17 protein-coding genes and 1 tRNA gene are annotated in these 15,773 nt (G+C 62.6%); 12 read left to right on the forward strand and 6 right to left on the reverse strand.

From position 1 onward, the window contains the following. The first annotated feature begins 154 nt into the window (after positions 1 to 154). Positions 155 to 715 (forward strand): hypothetical protein, encoded by a 561-nt coding sequence (locus tag B2G88_RS04875; RefSeq protein ID WP_087714121.1) that lies wholly within the window; start codon positions 155 to 157, stop codon positions 713 to 715. Continuing rightward, complete coding sequence (locus B2G88_RS04880) at positions 702 to 1,640, forward strand: hypothetical protein (RefSeq protein WP_087714122.1); 939 nt, start codon at positions 702 to 704, stop codon at positions 1,638 to 1,640. The genes B2G88_RS04875 and B2G88_RS04880 overlap by 14 nt, the downstream gene beginning before the upstream one ends. Positions 1,641 to 2,107: 467 nt before the next feature. On the opposite strand, the gene B2G88_RS04885 is transcribed toward B2G88_RS04880, so the two are convergent. Beyond that, positions 2,108 to 2,179, reverse strand: a tRNA-Ala gene (locus tag B2G88_RS04885). A 285-nt stretch (positions 2,180 to 2,464) separates the two neighbouring features. Here B2G88_RS04885 and B2G88_RS04890 point away from each other — a divergent pair. From B2G88_RS04890 to B2G88_RS04910, 5 genes are all read left to right on the forward strand, one after another. After that, positions 2,465 to 2,935 carry a 30S ribosomal protein S15 gene (locus tag B2G88_RS04890; RefSeq protein WP_054863074.1) on the forward strand — a complete coding sequence of 157 codons (471 nt, stop codon included), beginning with the start codon at positions 2,465 to 2,467 and terminating at the stop codon, positions 2,933 to 2,935. A 7-nt stretch (positions 2,936 to 2,942) separates the two neighbouring features. Beyond that, positions 2,943 to 4,190, forward strand: a complete 1,248-nt coding sequence (locus tag B2G88_RS04895; protein WP_087714123.1) for an exonuclease — start codon at positions 2,943 to 2,945, stop codon at positions 4,188 to 4,190. Further along, complete coding sequence (locus B2G88_RS04900; RefSeq protein ID WP_054863073.1) at positions 4,187 to 4,489, forward strand: KEOPS complex subunit Pcc1; 303 nt, start codon at positions 4,187 to 4,189, stop codon at positions 4,487 to 4,489. The genes B2G88_RS04895 and B2G88_RS04900 overlap by 4 nt, the downstream gene beginning before the upstream one ends. Continuing rightward, positions 4,482 to 5,120 carry a 30S ribosomal protein S3ae gene (locus B2G88_RS04905; protein WP_087714124.1) on the forward strand — a complete coding sequence of 213 codons (639 nt, stop codon included), beginning with the start codon at positions 4,482 to 4,484 and terminating at the stop codon, positions 5,118 to 5,120. The genes B2G88_RS04900 and B2G88_RS04905 overlap by 8 nt, the downstream gene beginning before the upstream one ends. Positions 5,121 to 5,297: 177 nt before the next feature. Then, positions 5,298 to 6,767 (forward strand): PAS domain-containing protein, encoded by a 1,470-nt coding sequence (locus tag B2G88_RS04910; RefSeq protein ID WP_087714125.1) that lies wholly within the window; start codon positions 5,298 to 5,300, stop codon positions 6,765 to 6,767. An 83-nt stretch (positions 6,768 to 6,850) separates the two neighbouring features. Here the strand turns inward: B2G88_RS04910 and truD are convergent, their stop codons facing one another. Then, positions 6,851 to 8,209 carry a tRNA pseudouridine(13) synthase TruD gene (truD, locus tag B2G88_RS04915; RefSeq protein ID WP_087714126.1) on the reverse strand — a complete coding sequence of 453 codons (1,359 nt, stop codon included), beginning with the start codon at positions 8,207 to 8,209 and terminating at the stop codon, positions 6,851 to 6,853. A 107-nt stretch (positions 8,210 to 8,316) separates the two neighbouring features. After that, complete coding sequence (pth2, locus tag B2G88_RS04920; protein WP_054863076.1) at positions 8,317 to 8,655, reverse strand: peptidyl-tRNA hydrolase Pth2; 339 nt, start codon at positions 8,653 to 8,655, stop codon at positions 8,317 to 8,319. 107 nt (positions 8,656 to 8,762) lie between these two features. Between pth2 and B2G88_RS04925 the strand changes: the two genes are divergently transcribed. Next, positions 8,763 to 9,314 (forward strand): YIP1 family protein, encoded by a 552-nt coding sequence (locus B2G88_RS04925; protein WP_054863071.1) that lies wholly within the window; start codon positions 8,763 to 8,765, stop codon positions 9,312 to 9,314. A gap of 50 nt (positions 9,315 to 9,364) precedes the next feature. Next, positions 9,365 to 9,970, forward strand: coding sequence for a dCTP deaminase (gene dcd / locus B2G88_RS04930; protein ID WP_087714127.1), 606 nt, complete (start codon positions 9,365 to 9,367; stop codon positions 9,968 to 9,970). Between the two features lie 9 nt (positions 9,971 to 9,979). Here the strand turns inward: dcd and B2G88_RS04935 are convergent, their stop codons facing one another. Continuing rightward, positions 9,980 to 10,390 carry a hypothetical protein gene (locus B2G88_RS04935; protein ID WP_176393175.1) on the reverse strand — a complete coding sequence of 137 codons (411 nt, stop codon included), beginning with the start codon at positions 10,388 to 10,390 and terminating at the stop codon, positions 9,980 to 9,982. Positions 10,391 to 10,519: 129 nt separating this feature from the next. Between B2G88_RS04935 and B2G88_RS04940 the strand changes: the two genes are divergently transcribed. After that, positions 10,520 to 11,419 (forward strand): thiamine-phosphate synthase family protein, encoded by a 900-nt coding sequence (locus B2G88_RS04940; RefSeq protein ID WP_054863070.1) that lies wholly within the window; start codon positions 10,520 to 10,522, stop codon positions 11,417 to 11,419. Between the two features lie 66 nt (positions 11,420 to 11,485). Then, positions 11,486 to 12,205, forward strand: a complete 720-nt coding sequence (locus B2G88_RS04945; protein WP_087714128.1) for a class I SAM-dependent methyltransferase — start codon at positions 11,486 to 11,488, stop codon at positions 12,203 to 12,205. Positions 12,206 to 12,211: 6 nt separating this feature from the next. Here B2G88_RS04945 and B2G88_RS04950 read toward each other — a convergent pair whose 3' ends face one another. Then, a complete protein-coding gene (locus B2G88_RS04950; RefSeq protein WP_054863075.1) occupies positions 12,212 to 12,613 on the reverse strand; it encodes an acyl-CoA thioesterase in 402 nt (133 codons plus the stop codon). A gap of 78 nt (positions 12,614 to 12,691) precedes the next feature. Next, on the reverse strand, positions 12,692 to 13,459 hold the full coding sequence (locus tag B2G88_RS04955; RefSeq protein WP_087714129.1) for a DUF7001 family protein: 768 nt from the start codon (positions 13,457 to 13,459) through the stop codon (positions 12,692 to 12,694). A gap of 57 nt (positions 13,460 to 13,516) precedes the next feature. Between B2G88_RS04955 and B2G88_RS04960 the strand changes: the two genes are divergently transcribed. Beyond that, the gene (locus B2G88_RS04960; RefSeq protein ID WP_087714130.1) at positions 13,517 to 15,703 is read left to right on the forward strand and encodes a histidine kinase N-terminal 7TM domain-containing protein; all 2,187 of its coding nucleotides are present in this window, start codon (positions 13,517 to 13,519) and stop codon (positions 15,701 to 15,703) included. Positions 15,704 to 15,773 lie beyond the last annotated feature (70 nt).

The raw sequence follows: 15,773 nt of genomic DNA on the forward strand, positions 1-15,773 counted from the left end.
AATAGTACCTCTTAGACACAGCAGTACATTTATGCAACTCTAGGACATTAGAGTTTTGTAGGGAGCTATCAATTCGCCTGAAGATGACTTGTGTCGGTCTGTGAGACCGGGCGGCGTGCCAGCGCCGCCCAGAAGGTAGCTCCGTCGATCACGCATGAACTCCGAAGCTTCCGTGGGGAGTACACCCCACACACGCCACGAGGCATCGCCATCCAAAAGCTCTGACGCTCGCTGCGCGTGCGACGCGACCCCGGACGGCGACGACGCCCACCGCACCCAGCCCGCCTGTCGCTCGAGTGCGAGCGCTCGAGCACATCCTACCCGAACCCACCGACTCTATTCCTGCGACACGCCGGGCTGTCCAAACTGGAAGGCAGTCGCCGCGCCCGCTGGCTACTACTGCCGCGCCTGTGTCGCCACCCTCGAGCGCGTCGCTGCCGATCCGCGGCTGGTAACCGACGGCGGTCGGGACACACCCGCCGCCCGCGCGTTCGAACTCACGATCACGTATACGACGATGGACGGCCGTCGTCAGCGCGTGACGTACGTTCCGGCGACGAACGCGAACGCAGCCGATGGTGACGACGCGCGCCGGATCACCCACGAACGTCACGGTGGCGGGTGGCGAGAAACCAGCAGGCAATCCATTTCGAACCTCGCTGTCCACCTGGACAATCAGCCCGGACAAACCGGAGGTACCTATGCCGGACCGTAGTGACGGCGACCTCGAGCAGCTTCACGAACGCCTCGAGCGACTCGAAACGAAACTCGAGCACAAAGACGAGCGCATCCAGCGACTCGAGCGCAAAACGGACCGACTCGAGGCCGACCGCGACCGGCTCGAAGCTGACCGTGACCAACTCACTGACACCGTTGCGGACCTCCAACAGCGTGTCGCGGATCTCGAGACCAAAACGTCGCGCCTGGAAACCACCACCGACCGCCTTGAGAGTCTCGCCAACGCAGCATGCAAGAAAGCGACTGCAAACAAGGAACGCATCGCCGAACTCCAGTCACGCGAACTCGAGAAAGGGGCACATCTCCGTGTAGACTCAGTCGACGAGCACGCGATTTCCGTCGCGGACGGACGCCTCGAGCGCATCGAGAAGGACGATGGAAACGCCTACTACCGGCTACCCGAGAGTGCCGACCCGCTCGAGCGCGGCGGTGACGTGTCCCTCGCCTACGGCGACCTCCTACCGATTCAGCAACTCGCACGGATGGACGAGGATATGCGCCGCTCGGCGGCAAGCTCCCTCCCGACGCGATTAGCCGCGACGCTCTGGCAGGCCCGCACCGATCCGAGCGTTGGTGACAATCCGTGGAACAGCGGCTGCAAAGACGTCGCCGAGTACGTCACCGCGAGCGATCTCAAACACTGGATCCGACGCCAAGAAACTGGAATCAGCGAGAGCTACGCGAAGAAACTCGTCTCTCGAACCATCGATGCAATTCTCGAACTCTCGCGGAACCGCCTCGCTGTCCGGCGAACGACACAGCGAGCGAACGGCCTCGAGTACACCGAACGCCGCGTGGTCCTCCCAGATGACGCTGCGATCCCCGGCACCTCGAGGCAGACAGCACAGGAGCCATCAGCAGACACAGATCCCGACCCAGAGACAACTGACGTCCACGGCTAGGGGTGTCCACGCGCCCGATTGTCCCCTCGAGAGCAGTCTCCGCGCTCGAGTGACATTCGCTTAACCACTCCGCTGCGGTCGTTCGATGGGGCCGATAGCTGTGGGTCCGACGCTCGAGCGGTCGTCGGCGGTCATGTGTGTCGACACTCGAGGCGGGGCTGTCTGGGGACACCAACTGTCTCCGGGGGGCGATCCGTCCAGAGAACAAAGCGTACGACTGGGATCGTGGCTTCTGTGGAGACACCTCTGGAGAACGGTCGTCAGACGAATGTGAGTACAGGAGGCGTACTCGCTTTCGCTGCGCGCGACTGGTAGGGCTTCAAATACCGCCTTCGACGACGATTCGCGGCGCTCACGGATTTGTTCGCGCCGAAAAATAGTGGACTCGGCGGGATTGAGCAAACGCGAAGCGTTTGCGATGTTCGTCGAGGCCACTGCTCGAGGTGAGTGAAACGAACCGAGAGGAGTGGACTCGGCGGGATTTGAACCCGCGGCCTTCCCCGTGCCAGGGGGATGATCTACCGCTGATCTACGAGCCCTCCTTCGCAATCGGTCTTTTTCCGGGCGGATAAATAAACCCCTCGAAACTCTCGAGCCAGCGTTGTGAGTGACTCACACGGACGATCCTGGCCAGTCGAGTGACTAGAAACCCTTTAGTTCGTTAGGGAGAAAGCGTCGGTGGGAAGCGCACGGCCGCAAATCTGACTTCGTCACCCACTGTTTCGGGTGGCTTGGGATTGCGGAAGTGCACCGACAGCCCGGCCTCGAGTCGAGAGCGGGCTGTTGTATGACTCAGCGGTCAGTGCGATTCCTATCCTCAACCAATGGCACGAATGCATACCCGCCGTCGCGGCTCGTCCGGTTCGGACAAGCCCACGGCAGACGAACCACCGGAGTGGAGCGACGTCGACGCCGACGAGATCGAAGACCGCGTCGTCGAACTGGCAGAGCAGGGCCACGACCCAAGCCAGATTGGGATCAAACTGCGTGACGAAGGTGTCACGGGGACGCCCGTCCCGGACGTCAAGTTGGCGACCGGCAAGAAGCTCACCGAAATCCTCGAGGAGAACGACGCACAGTCGGACATTCCTGCGGATCTTCGGAACCTGATGGAACGCGCCGTGCGTCTGCGCGAGCACGTCCAGCAGAACCCACAGGACTACCAGAACAAGCGATCCCTGCAGAACACGGAGTCGAAGGTCCGTCGACTCGTCGCCTACTACCGTGGCGACGAACTCGAGGCAGACTTCCAGTACTCCTACGACGTCGCAGTCGAACTCCTCGAAGAGAACTAACTGACCGATGTCTACCGACGGCCGTTCCGCGTCCGATTCGACGACCGCCAGCGCACTCGAGAGCGCGAGCTTCGTCCGCCTCGTAACGAAAGCGGATGGTGACGGGCTCGCAGCGAGTGGGCTCGTCGCGCGAGCGCTGGCTGCGCGCGGGACGCCGTTTCAGGTGACAGTCGGCCGCACGGTTGCGACACGCACCGAGCGCGCACAGGCGACGACCGGGGGCGACGGGGATCTGACGCTCGTTGTCGGATCGACCGACGCCACGAATGCGACGCGACTCGATACCGACGACCGGCCGGCGACGCTGGCAGCTGTCGATCACGTTCGCGATCTCGGCGAAACGCCGGATCTCGTGCTCGCACTCGCTGGTCTCGTTGCTGCTGGCGTCGAGCCAGGAGCCGGTGAAAGCGAGTGGCTCATCGAAACGGCTCGAGAGCGCGGACTCGTCGAGCGCCGACCAGGAGTCGCAATCCCAACGGCAGACCCCGTCGACGGGCTTGCACACTCGACGCGAGTGAGCGCACCGTGGTCGGGCGACGTGGATGCGACACACGAAACGCTCTCGGACGCAATCGGAGCCGATCTCGAGGCGGAGACAGACCGTGCGGATGATGCGGATGCCTCAGGCACGACGCTCGAGCACACCGATCATCGCGCGCTCGGGTCGGTCGTGGCACTCGATGCGGTCAGCGCCGAGGCGGCGACTGCCGCCGCAGCCGAGTCGATCCAGCGCGTGCTGAAACCGTATGCAACGCCAGACGCGCCTTTCGAGACCGTTGGCGGCTACGCCGACGTACTCGAGGCAACGGCCCAAACGGAACCGGGAACCGGCGCTGCGCTGGCGATGGGCCATGATGCCCGCGAGCCAGCACTGGCTGTCTGGCGTGAGTATGGTCGCCGCGCTCACAATGCACTCGAGGCGGCGTCGACCGGCCGCTACGACGGGCTGTTCGTGGTCGGGATCGACGATGGACCCGTCGAGGCGGTCGCAGCACTCAGCACAGCCTTCCGGTCGCCGGAGCCACTCGTCCTCGCCGTCGGCGCTGGCGAGGCAGCACTGGCGACTCGAGAGGGGACGCTGCCGCCGCTCGAGGGCGTTGCACGCGATCTCGAGAGTGTACTCGAGGGCACTGGCGACGCCACCGACCAGGGCGTGACGTACGACGTGACTGCCAGTGGTCGGCGTGGCTACTTGCAGTATGATCCTGCCGTCGACGAGACGACGATCATCGAGACAGTGAGGGAGTACCAATGAGTCGACGAGCAAGCGTGACGATTCGGACGCGACATGACGAGCCGGGACGGCTCGCACGAGCGCTGCGTCCGGATAACACAGACGAGATGGAGACGGGTGTCGACGGCGACACGCTCGTCACAACCATCGAACGCGATTCGACCAGCGGACTCCAGGCGACGGCCGACGATTACGTGGTCAATCTCGAGGTTGCACTCGAGGTTCTCGACCGAGGAGCAAGCGGGACAGTTGATTCAACCGACGGACGCGGGCGAGCGTCCGATGCAGCTCACAACACTAACACTACTACCAATGAGTGAACGTTCAGTTTCACGCGCGAAACAGGAGAAGCGGTGGTACACCGTGCTCGCACCGGAGCAGTTCGACCGGCAGGAGCTCGGCGAGACCCCCGCTGACGAACCGGAGAAAGTCTACGGCCGAACCATCGAGACCACGCTTGGCGAACTCAACAACAACGCCAGCGAGAACAACACCAAGTTGACCTTCAAGATCAACGATGTTGGCAGCGACTCGGCATACACGGAGTTCGTCGAGCACTCGCTGACCCGAGACTACCTGCGCTCGCTGGTCCGTCGCGGTGCCTCGAAGATCGAGGCCTACGTCACCGTCCTCACGACGGATGACTACCGCGTCCAGATCCAGCCCGTCGCATTCACGACGAAGAAGGCCGATGCAAGCCAGGAGAAGGCCATCCGTAACCAGATGGTCGAAATGATCGAAGAGGCTGCAGCCGAACGCACCTTCGAAGAGCTGATCGACAGCGTCGTCGAAGGCCGCCTCTCCTCGGGTATTTACGGCGAAGCGAAGACGATCTACCCGCTTCGCCGCGTCGAGATTCAGAAGACGACCCTCGAGGCCCACCCCGAAGAAGTCGCCGAAGAGGAAGCGACTGCTGTCGACGTCGACGAAGAAGACGTCGCAACCGAATAACGCGAGTACACTGTTCACAGCGCCACTCGCGGCGATGTGACACGACGATGTTCGACATCGTCTTTTTGATGGCGACACGGGTGTCCGTGATACTGTGGGGAACAGAGATCGACGAAAAGTGCACAGCGACGGCACCACGTTTATAACCATTATACACGAAGGATTATGTGTCTATCAATGGTGGTCGATGAGTGGGCACAACTCCTGCTCGAGTGTGCACAGGACAAAATCGCCGTGATCGAGGACACTGGCGAGTATGTCTACGTCAACGAGGCAAGCACAGACATACTCGGGTTCGAGCCAGCGGCACTGATCGGCGACACAGTCTTCGAGTATATCCACGACGACGACGTGGCGGCCATCAAACAGCGATTCAACCACTTTGTGGCGGCTGCTGCGGACCAGACGATAACGGTTCGATATCGGCACCGAACGGCAGATAGCGAGTGGACGTGGCTCGAGAGTCGGCTCTCGAACGTCGACATTGGCACACAGATCGATGCGAACGCGACCGAGAATGGAGAGACAGGCAAGCGATACGTCGTGAGTTCACGTGACATTTCCAAACAGGTGGCCGCCGAACGGGATCGACAACAGGCACGCGAGCGCCTCGAGACGATCACCCAGACGACCGGTGACGTCCTGTGGCTGTTTTCCGGTGACTGGGAGGAACTGCTCTTCGTCAATCCGGCGTACGAGCGAATCTTCGGGCAGCCGGTCGCCGAACTCGAGCAAGATCCACACTCGTTTCTGGATGTGATTCATCCGGACGACGTCCCGGCAGTCGAGCAGGCGATGCAACGGCTTTCGGCCGGGACACCGACCAGTGTCGAGTATCGGGTGAACCCGGACCTCGAGTATGAGCGCTGGGTCTGGGTCCGTGCAGAACCCGTCGTCACAGACGGCACGGTCACGCGCATCGTCGGTTTTACACGCGATATCACTGACCGGCGACGACGCAAACGGCAACTCATCGTGATGGATACGCTCTTGCGCCACAACCTTCGCAACGATATGTGCGTTATTCTTGGCACCGCCGACGAACTCACTCGAGCGACGCCAGACACTCGTGACGATGACACGCCACCACTCGAGCCAGACACCGTCTCGGCACACGCAGCCGTCATTCGCGAGTACGGCGAAAAACTGCTCGAAAGTGCTACCAAACAACGTCGGGTGATCGATTTGCTGGCAGACGCCCCCGTTCGCTCGCCAACGGATATCGTCGACGTCGTCACTGACGCTATCGAGCAGATCCGAGCATCCCACGACGTTTCAATTGAGACCGACCTCCCGGACGCTGCCCGAGCGATCACGATTACCGAACTCGAGGCAGCGATCTACGAACTGCTCGAGAACGCGGTCGAACACGCCCCGAGCGACGAGCCAGCGGTTTCGGTCACGGTCGAAGCGACCGGAGACGGTGCTGTCGCGATTACTGTCGAAGACAACTGCCCGCCGATTCCCGAACTCGAGTTTCGCGTCCTGACCGGCGAGTGGGAGATGACCGACGTCTATCACACCTCGGGGCTGGGGCTGTGGCTCGTCTACTGGGTCGTCGACCTCTCGAACGGCTGGGTCGACTTCTCGCGCTCCGAGGGCGACGGAAACACGATCACAGTGACTCTTCCTCGTTCATCCACGTGATAGCCAAGGAGAATCTGCTCGAGGCCCCGATAGCACGTCTGGACCTGCCAGACCTGACACAAATCGATTGTACCAACTTGCTGTTAGCCGAGGTCGACCGGATCGACTTTCAGGAACTCCCGTGCCATCACCGTCGCGTAGGATCCCTTCGGCAACGCAAACGACAGCGACAGCGGCTCGAGGCCCACCTCGAGGTCCGTCCGAACGAGAATCGCGCGTCGCGTCCCGCTCGAGTAGAACTCACCCGGTAGATCGAAGTCGCCTGGCTCGAGGTCGAGGTCAGCGAGTACCTCGCGTTCGATCTCGCCTTGTTCCCCGTCTGCGAGTTCCGTGTCGGTGCCGACCAGTGGCGCGGTGACGAACGCCCGCCCACGCTCGCAATGACGAGTGACGGAGTCGACGCGCCGGTCGTCGACGCGCTGCAATCGGTCGGTGTCGGGTAGTTCGAGTTCGTCGGGCGCGTCGGTGTCGGCAAAGCAGACGACATCACCCGCGACCGGGCGGTCGAACGGAAGCCCGCGCTCGAGGCGTTTGCTTAGCATCTGATTGAACGCATACGACTGGGCGGCGTGGACGAACAGCCGTTGGAGGTTCGAGGGGACGCGCTCGAGAGCGGCCCGAAAGTCGTCGGGTTCGGGTTCGCCCTCACATTCGACGAGGCCATGGAGCATCGAACGCTCGTAGCGGAGGCGATTGGGGAATCCCTCGAGGGCTTCCTGCCAGTCTTCGGTCTCCTCGACGAACGTTCGGGCGTCCTGCGTGCTCTCGGGTTCGGCGTCAGCGGGACGGCCGAGGTACGCCATGACCGCGCCCTTCCAGTCGCCGCGGACAATCTCGAGGCCGACCTCGTGGGTGACCGGCCGACGGCTCCCGAATCGCTGCTGGCCGAAGAAGTTGGGCACGCCGACGGGCGTCGGCTCGTCATCGCCGTCGACGGCGTTCTCGAGCCCGCCGAAGGCCTGTAACTCGTTGGTGATCGCTGCCGCGTTGTCGGGTTGCTCGGGATCGCTGACGACGAGCGTAAACGCGTTGCCCGCGAGGTCGCCGAACTCGAGGTTTCGGCCCGCGCGCCCGAGGACCTCAAGCTCAGCGCCGTTGACGTCAGGCAGGTCGTCGGGATCAGCGCCGTAGACCGAAAACAGCTGCGTCGTCACGGCGTACTTGTCTTTCGTGCCGGCCCAGTTGACCCGCTCGCGGGAGATCCCCAGCGCGTCGGAGACCCGAGAGGCAAAGTCGTTCGTATCCCAGCCTCGCAGCGTCGCTCGGAACACGAGGTGCGGGTAGGCGTCCGTCGGCGCATCGACCGGCTCGGTGTCGAAGCGCTCGAGTTCGCGGACGCGAAACTCCTCGTCGTCCTCGCGGAGGTGACCGCCGACGCCGTCGGCGTCAGTGACGTAATACTCCATGCCGACAGCCTGTTCCGTGGGGTGGGCCGGGCGCATACTGGGCGTGGCTTTGGCTGCCGGGGATAAATCGGTTCGTTCTCGCAGTCGCCGCTGTGGCGGACGATGACTGGTCGACGGAAAACGACTCGAGCGCGCGTCCGAGATCAGAACAGCGACAGTTCGCCTGTCACACTGTCGACGTCGTCATCCGCTGCGGGGCCGACGGCCAGCGCCGTGACGGTGCCGGGCTCGAGTTGGGTGTGGCCGGCGTCGCGAATCAGGGCGTTCGGAATCCCCTTGCTATCAGCGATTTCGGAGAGTTCGTGCAGTTGCCGTTCGCTGGTCCCTTTGAGGACGACCTTCTTCTGGCCGCCCTGTTTCCACTGGCTCCGACGCTGGCTATCTGCCTTTTCGTATGCAGAGAGCGACGCGTGAGCGACCTGTGCGGCGAGTTTTCCCTGTCCCATGCCGATGTCGGTGCGGGCGACGATGGCCTGTTTCATACGCCCGCAGACGACGCCGACACCCATAGCCGCGGCGATTACGGACGGGTTTCTCGTTGTGAAGTCACTCACGCAACACTTATCGGAACCTCGTGTCATGTTGCTGTATGGTCCGAACGCCGCTTGTCTTTCCCAACGACTACTTCGCCCGCTCGGACGCATTTTCTCCGTGGAAAGTCGTTGGTCCGATTATCGCGTACTGGCTAGCGAGTGTCGCCATCAGCATGCTCATGCGGTACGCGATTGCGTCCGAATGGGCCAACGAGTACGGCAGGTTGCTCTATCACACCCTCCAGTCAACCGTGCTCACGCTGCTCGTGTTCACGCTCATCGCGTACGTCATCGGACAGGCCGCAGGCGGCGACGGCGAACCCGTGGACGCGCTCGTCCTCGCCGCGTGGGGGCTCGTTCCCGCACTCCTCGCCCGAAGCGGATTTCTCATCCTCGAGTTCGGTCCGGTCGGTGGGTCGGAGGCAACGCCCGCGACGAACATCGCAGTCGTCATCGCCGCTGGTGCCATCGCCTGCATCTGGATCGGCTACTGCTGGCGCGATGGCTTTCGCCATGCCTTCGGCCTCGAGCGAGCCGTTGCGACACCCGCTGCGGCGCTCGGTGTCGGTCTCTGTGCGGTGTGGTTTTTCTGGCCGTGGCTCGTGTAGTTCAAACCGATTCGGATTCTTTTTAGAACGGGCCACTCGAGAGCAGACATATGATCCTCTCCGATGCGGACATTCTCGACCGACTCGAGGACGGCTCGCTCGTTGTCGAACCCCTCGACGACCCGGAACTGCAGATTCAACCGGCGAGTGTCGACTTGCGACTGGGGCGGGAGTTCCTCGAGTTCCAGCGGACGAACATCCCCTGTATTCACCCGAATTCCGAGAACGAAGTCGACGAGTACGTCACCGAAACCGTCGTCGAAGACGGTGACGACTTCATCCTTCATCCCGGCGACTTCGTCCTCGGAACGACCCACGAGCGCGTCGAGATTCCGGCGGACCTGATCGCCCACGTCGAGGGCCGCTCCTCGCTTGGCCGCCTCGCCGTCGTCGTCCACGCGACCGCAGGACTCTGTGATCCCGGTTATCGCGGCCAGATCACCCTTGAACTCTCGAATCTCGGCAGCGCACCTGTTGCACTCACGCCGGGAATGCGCATCTCACAGCTCACCTTCACCGAACTCAAAACCGAAGCCGAACGCCCCTACGGCAGCGACCGCGGCTCGAAGTATCAGGACCAGGACGGGCCACAGGCCTCGCGCATCCAGAGCGACGACGAGTTCGGCGGCGACCAACTCGAGCGGACGGGCGAGTAACGCGCCAGTTTAGTCTCGAGCGTCGCGGTCGTCATCGGTCGATTCTCGCGGTGTGTCACTGCCGAACGGGTCGATCAGGCCGACGCCGACGGCGACGAGACAGCCAGTTGCGAAGCCGATTCCCATCGAGGCGACCGGACCAATCCCCTCGAGCCATGCAGCCCCGAGCAGTCCAACGACGAGCCCGCCGCCGAAGCCGGCGATGATTCCTGCGATTCGGCGCTTCTGTGCCGGCACGTCCTCACCGAGTACGACCGAGACACTCGTGGTCACGGCGAGACTGGCAGCCGTGCCCGCAAACAGCCCGAGCAATAGCGAGTAGTTGACCCAGTGTTCGGTGAGGCCGGTGACGGTCAGCCCGACACCGAAAAAGGTCACCAACCCCGCGATGAGCGCGAACGCGCCTGCTTTGGCGGACATTGCTCGAGTGTTGTCGCGGGCCCGAAATAAGCGTGTTCACCTGGCGGGACTCGAGGTGGTGGGCCGGCACAGACGGCGACTGGCGACAGGTCCAATGAGTTATCCCGGCGGCGTGCGTAGCGCCGACAAATGCAATTCGTCGAAGAGATCGTCGTCGACGAGTTCCTGCCGACGGTCCGGTCGATGCTGGCCGGCGAACTCCGCGAGCAGGGATTCACACAGAGCGACGTTGCGGAGGTACTCGGAATCAGCCAGAGTGCAGTCTCGAAGTACGCCCACGGCGACGTGGCGACAAACGACCGAATCGAGCGCGACGAGCGCGTGGTCTCCCTCGTCGAAGAACTTGCCGAGGGACTCGCGGCTGGCGACGTCACGCCCGTCCAGGCGCTCATCGAAATCGAAGTCCTCATCCGCACGCTCGAGGGCGGAAGCGACCTCCTCGCGGACCTCCACGAGGACGCCGTTCCCGAACTCGCCGACTACGACGCGAGTTTCCGGGTTCACGACCCCGAAAGCGCTCTTCGGACCAGCGAGCGCGTCCTCTCGTCGCTGCGCGGCGGGCTTCGCCTGCTCGAGAACGCGAGCGGCTTCGCAACGTTGATCCCCGCCGTCGGCTCGAATCTGGTCGCTTGCACGCCGGACGCGAGCGATGTCGAGGACGTGGCCGGCGTTCCCGGCCGGATTTTCGACGTCAAAGGAAAGGCAACGGTGCCGGCAGACCCCGAGTTCGGCGTCTCCGAGCACGTCGCAACGGTCCTGCTCGCAGCGCGTCGCCACGGCGCTGACGTCTCCGCGGCGCTCAACATCGCCTACGACGAGTCGACACTCGCCACGCTCGAAGAACGCGGCCACGTCACCGCCGAGTTCGACGAATCGGACGACATCGTCTCGAGCGTTAGCGCGGCCATCGAGAGCGAACCCGACGCAACGGTGCTGTACCAGACCGGCGGGATGGGAATCGAGCCGCTGATCTACGTGCTCGGGCCGGACGCAGAGTCGGTCGCGGACGCCGCTCGAGCGCTCATCTAAGCCTCATCTCATCGCTGTGCGAGACGGTGGCCATCCGATTATGGTGACACAACGCCAAGCAGCAGTATGAGCGCGAGTACGAACTCGGAATCCGCCCAGGAATTCTACGGGCGCTGGGCGCGCCTCTACGATCTGATCGCGCGTCGAACGCCCGGCATTCCACGCCTCCGCGGCCGAGCAGCCGCCGCCTGCGGACTCGAGTCGGGCGATACCGTCGTCGAGATGGGCTGTGGCACGGGTGCGAATCTCCCTTACCTGCGCGAGCGCGTCGGCCCCGAGGGAACGGTTATCGGCGTCGATTTCACGCGCCCCGTCCTCGAGCGAGCGCGCGATCTGACCAGCGAGTACGACAACGTTCACGTCGTTCGCGGCGATGCAACCAGTCCGCCGTTCGCCGCACTCGAGGAAACCGGACACGACACAGACACTAGCGCCAGCGTCGACGCCGTGCTCGCAACCTTCGTCGTCGGCATGCTCGCAGATCCCGCAGGGGCGGTCGACGACTGGTGTGATCTCGTCGGCCCGGACGGGCACGTCGTCCTCGCGAACGCTGCTCGGAGCGACGAGTGGTATGCACCGCCAGTCAACGCCGTTTTCCGGGCGATTGTCGTACTCTCGACGCCACCAACGATGAAGTTGCGCTACGAAAACGAGCCACACCTGCGTCTCGACCGCAAAATCGACGCCGCCCACGCACGGCTTCGAGAACGCTCCGCGGCGATTGCCGACGAAACCCACGTCTTCGGCGTCGTTCGCTTGACTGGTGGTGAAATCGCACAGCGATGATTCGGGCTACTCGAGGTCGTCGTATGCCTGCACTCGCTCGCGAACCGAGTCCGGGATCGGCGTTGGACGTCCCGTCTCGAGGTCGGTACAGACCATGACCGTCTCGGCCGTCGCGGCCACGTCGCCGTCGACGCGGATCTCGTAGGCCATCGTACAACTACTCGTGCCGAGGTCGGTCGTCCAGAGCACAATGACTGGGTCGTCGTCCATCGTAATCGGGCGCTCGTAGGAAATCTCGAGGTTGGCGACGACGAACGAGATATCCGACAGACTCGATTCGAACACCTCCTCGACGTAGGCGACGCGGGCCGACTCGAGGTAACTGACGTAGACCGCGTTATTGACGTGATTCAGCGGATCGAGGTCGCGAAAGCGAACGGGCATCTCGACTGTAAACTTCTCACTCATTGTTCGTTTCTCACGCGAGCGAGACAAAAGTACGCTGTGGTCGGAGACCGTGACGGCGGGCTCCACACAGTGAGTCACTCACCCGTACAGCTGTTCGTGGTCCGCACAGAACAACGGGTCGCGTAACTGTGCCTCGAGTAGCTCCTCGTGATAGTGGGCGTTGAACAGGCAACAGCCCTCCTCGTCGCAAAACGCTTTGCCGTGTGCGAGATAGTGGGAGGCCTGCAGGGCGTATCCTCGCAGGGCGTCCGTACTCCGGGGATCGTCCTCGATCAGGAACTCGCCCTCGACCTGATTCTCGAGGACCTCCCGCGGCGGGGTGTCGCCCGACAGCAGTGCATGGCGCTGCTGTTCCTTGTAGTATTCCTCCGGCTTGGCCGGGGCCTCGTAGAGGCCGGGAACCGAAATGAGCGCTGGCTGGCCGAGGACGTTGACGCGTTTATGCCAGCGCCCATCGTGGTCGCCCCAGGTCCCGATTGCCCGGTCGAGAAACGCGACGTGTGCCGTCTCGAGCCCACGCTCGTCGGCCGGCAACGCGGCGTTGAGTGCGCGCTGGACCTGTACGCCGTCGTACAGGACGCCACCGCTGCGCTCGGGATGCTCGAGGGCGCGTTCTTCGTAGCGAATCGTTCCCAACATTGTGTTACCGGTCTCGCGCTCGTACGGTGAGGGAACGCGTGCTTCAGCGAATCGCTCGGCCAAGTCAGTGTCGTCGTTCCGGTGGACATCGAGAAATCGGTCGCGAACTGTGACCGGGACGGAGAGCCGTTCGGACAGCCAGTTTGCGATGGCTTCGACATCGACGACGGTCGTCGGCGCTCGATAGCAAATCACGTGCTCGACCATATACAAGGTAGTGGTACCACCCGGTGAAACAGTTACGATCACCGCAGGTGGCTTCAAATGTGGGATGTCCTACGAGCCCTCGGCCTCAGCCGACCGAAATCGAACTGTGGCGGTCGTCCCGTCGGTTGCCCTATCGAACGACAGTTCGCCGCCGGAGTGGGCGACGACCCAGTCGACCAGCCAGAGACCAATCCCGTTGCTGTGCTGGAGGGCCGTCTCGCGCCCCTCCTCGAGAACGTCGATCTCGTGGTCGGGAATGTCGGGGCCATCGTCAGTTCACTCGAGGATCGTCGCCGAGCCCTCTCGGACGACCGAGACACGAACCGTCGGCTCGCTTCCGGTGTGTTCGAGCATTGGCGGAAGAAAGCCACAAACAGTATTGGGGTCCAGAATCAATATAGGGTAATGCTCTATGCCGCTCATCTTATTGCGTTGGTCGGTGTAGCCTTGATCTCGCTACTTGCGGCATGGTGGGTTCACCAGCAGAGTCAGGATCGAACGGGAACAGCGATGATCGTTCTGCTGGTCGGTCACGGAACGGTCGCGCTGCTCACTGCCATCCAGTTGCTCGGATCGACAGTGACCTGGCAGGCGTTCTGGTACCGACTGGCATTTCTCGTCAGCCTCGTGTTACCGATCGTCTGGTTCGTCCTCGCGGTGTATTACACAGGACGGGAACACTGGTTGACGAAGCCGATCTGGGGGGCGATACTCGCCAGTCCAGTCGTCCCGATCCTCATCTGGGCCACAGACCCAGTCTTCGGACTCGCAATCGTGGATTCCACGTTCCAGACCGAGCCGTTCGAACTCTTCGTTCCCCAGTTTACCACCGGTTGGTTCGTGCTGTTCGGCCTGCTCGGGATGTACCCACTGTTCGCGTTCGGACTGTTCGTTCACATGCTCATCTTTCCGCGACGACGGTCTCGCTGGAAGGCTGGTGTCGTGGTCGTCGGAATCATCGCGATCTGGATCACGAGCGGAATCGCAGAGACCAGTCTCGCCCCCGTACCCGGCTTCCCATACGTCCACTACGGCAACGGCATCTTCGGCGTCTTCGTGGCAGTCGCGCTGTTTCGAACGCAACTTTTCGACGTCACGCCGCTTGCACACGAGACGATCTTCGACTCCATCGACGACGCTATCGTGGTCGTCGACGCAAGCCGACGAATTTCCGACTTCAACGAACCCGCGAGCGACCTGTTTCCCGACCTCGAGGACCGAATCGGTGACACGCTCGACAACGCGTACCCGGCCCTCGTCGCACAGAAAGACGAGTCTTGTGCCGACGGTGGCGGTGCAACAGCCATCGTCGAACAGGTCGATGGGACGCTCGATGCACCCTTCGCCGGAACCATTCGAATTTCGAGAGCGGATAACTCGCGAACGATCCGAATCAGTGCCTCCGAAATCACGAACGCCGGTGAACCGCGCGGCTACGCGTTGATCATGCGCGACGTGACCGAACTCGAGCGATACGCGGTCGATCTCGAGCACAAGACCGACCAGCTCGAACGATTCGCCAGCGTCCTCTCTCACGATCTTCGAAATCCGATCTCGATCGCGAACGGCTACGCGGATCTCGCCCGTGAAACCGGCGACCTCGACCACCTGGAAGACGTCGAGATCGCACTCGAGCGGATGGAAGAGACGATCGACGACCTGCTGACGCTCTCGCGGGAGGGTGAATCGATTGACGAAACGACGTTCGTTGCGCTTCGATCACTCGTCGACGACGCGTGGACGACGAGCGATACACGCGAGTTGCGCTTCGAAAACGAGGTTGCTCCCGACTACCGGATTCGAGCCGATCCCTCGCGAGTCAAGACGATGCTCGAGAACCTCTTTCGGAACGTCGCCGATCACGGTGGCGAGACAGTCTGGGTCGAACCCCTCGAGACGGGGACCGGATTTGCAATCAGCGACGACGGGCCAGGGATTCCCGAGGAAGACCGAGATCAGATCTTCGAGTACGGCTACTCCTCAACGCCGGAGGGGACGGGACTGGGGCTGTCAATCGTTTCCTCGATTGTGACTGCCCACGGGTGGTCACTGTCAGTAACCCAGAGCGAGAACGGCGGGGCACGATTCGAGATTTCGACCGTCGAACGGGCCTATACGGGCGAGGACGACGTCACGGAGTTCGACGAGGACATGGCTTCGACCCACACGAACTCGAACGCCACAGTCGAATCGACGGCTCCCGACGAGGACGCAGCCGACAGCGCCCGCTTCTCGTTTAAGTGATTGTGTTCGCGCCACCGAGTCGCTCCGCTCCGGTATCGATTTGCCAGTCCGACTGCAGGAGGTTGTGGTC

Source organism: Natronolimnobius baerhuensis (assembly GCF_002177135.1).
GTDB classification, from domain to species: Archaea; Halobacteriota; Halobacteria; order Halobacteriales; family Natrialbaceae; genus Natronolimnobius; species Natronolimnobius baerhuensis.

Coding starts and splice junctions, on each gene's coding strand:
- B2G88_RS04900 (WP_054863073.1), top strand. CDS start 4,187: ATGAGTCGACGAGCAAGCGTGACGATTCGGACGCGACATGACGAGCCG.
- B2G88_RS04945 (WP_087714128.1), top strand. CDS start 11,486: ATGAGCGCGAGTACGAACTCGGAATCCGCCCAGGAATTCTACGGGCGC.
- B2G88_RS04955 (WP_087714129.1), bottom strand. CDS start 13,459: ATGGTCGAGCACGTGATTTGCTATCGAGCGCCGACGACCGTCGTCGAT.
- B2G88_RS04905 (WP_087714124.1), top strand. CDS start 4,482: ATGAGTGAACGTTCAGTTTCACGCGCGAAACAGGAGAAGCGGTGGTAC.
- B2G88_RS04950 (WP_054863075.1), bottom strand. CDS start 12,613: ATGAGTGAGAAGTTTACAGTCGAGATGCCCGTTCGCTTTCGCGACCTC.
- dcd (WP_087714127.1), top strand. CDS start 9,365: ATGATCCTCTCCGATGCGGACATTCTCGACCGACTCGAGGACGGCTCG.
- B2G88_RS04925 (WP_054863071.1), top strand. CDS start 8,763: ATGGTCCGAACGCCGCTTGTCTTTCCCAACGACTACTTCGCCCGCTCG.
- B2G88_RS04960 (WP_087714130.1), top strand. CDS start 13,517: ATGTGGGATGTCCTACGAGCCCTCGGCCTCAGCCGACCGAAATCGAAC.
- truD (WP_087714126.1), bottom strand. CDS start 8,209: ATGCGCCCGGCCCACCCCACGGAACAGGCTGTCGGCATGGAGTATTAC.
- B2G88_RS04940 (WP_054863070.1), top strand. CDS start 10,520: ATGCAATTCGTCGAAGAGATCGTCGTCGACGAGTTCCTGCCGACGGTC.
- B2G88_RS04880 (WP_087714122.1), top strand. CDS start 702: ATGCCGGACCGTAGTGACGGCGACCTCGAGCAGCTTCACGAACGCCTC.
- B2G88_RS04875 (WP_087714121.1), top strand. CDS start 155: ATGAACTCCGAAGCTTCCGTGGGGAGTACACCCCACACACGCCACGAG.
- B2G88_RS04910 (WP_087714125.1), top strand. CDS start 5,298: ATGGTGGTCGATGAGTGGGCACAACTCCTGCTCGAGTGTGCACAGGAC.
- pth2 (WP_054863076.1), bottom strand. CDS start 8,655: ATGAAACAGGCCATCGTCGCCCGCACCGACATCGGCATGGGACAGGGA.
- B2G88_RS04890 (WP_054863074.1), top strand. CDS start 2,465: ATGGCACGAATGCATACCCGCCGTCGCGGCTCGTCCGGTTCGGACAAG.
- B2G88_RS04935 (WP_176393175.1), bottom strand. CDS start 10,390: ATGTCCGCCAAAGCAGGCGCGTTCGCGCTCATCGCGGGGTTGGTGACC.
- B2G88_RS04895 (WP_087714123.1), top strand. CDS start 2,943: ATGTCTACCGACGGCCGTTCCGCGTCCGATTCGACGACCGCCAGCGCA.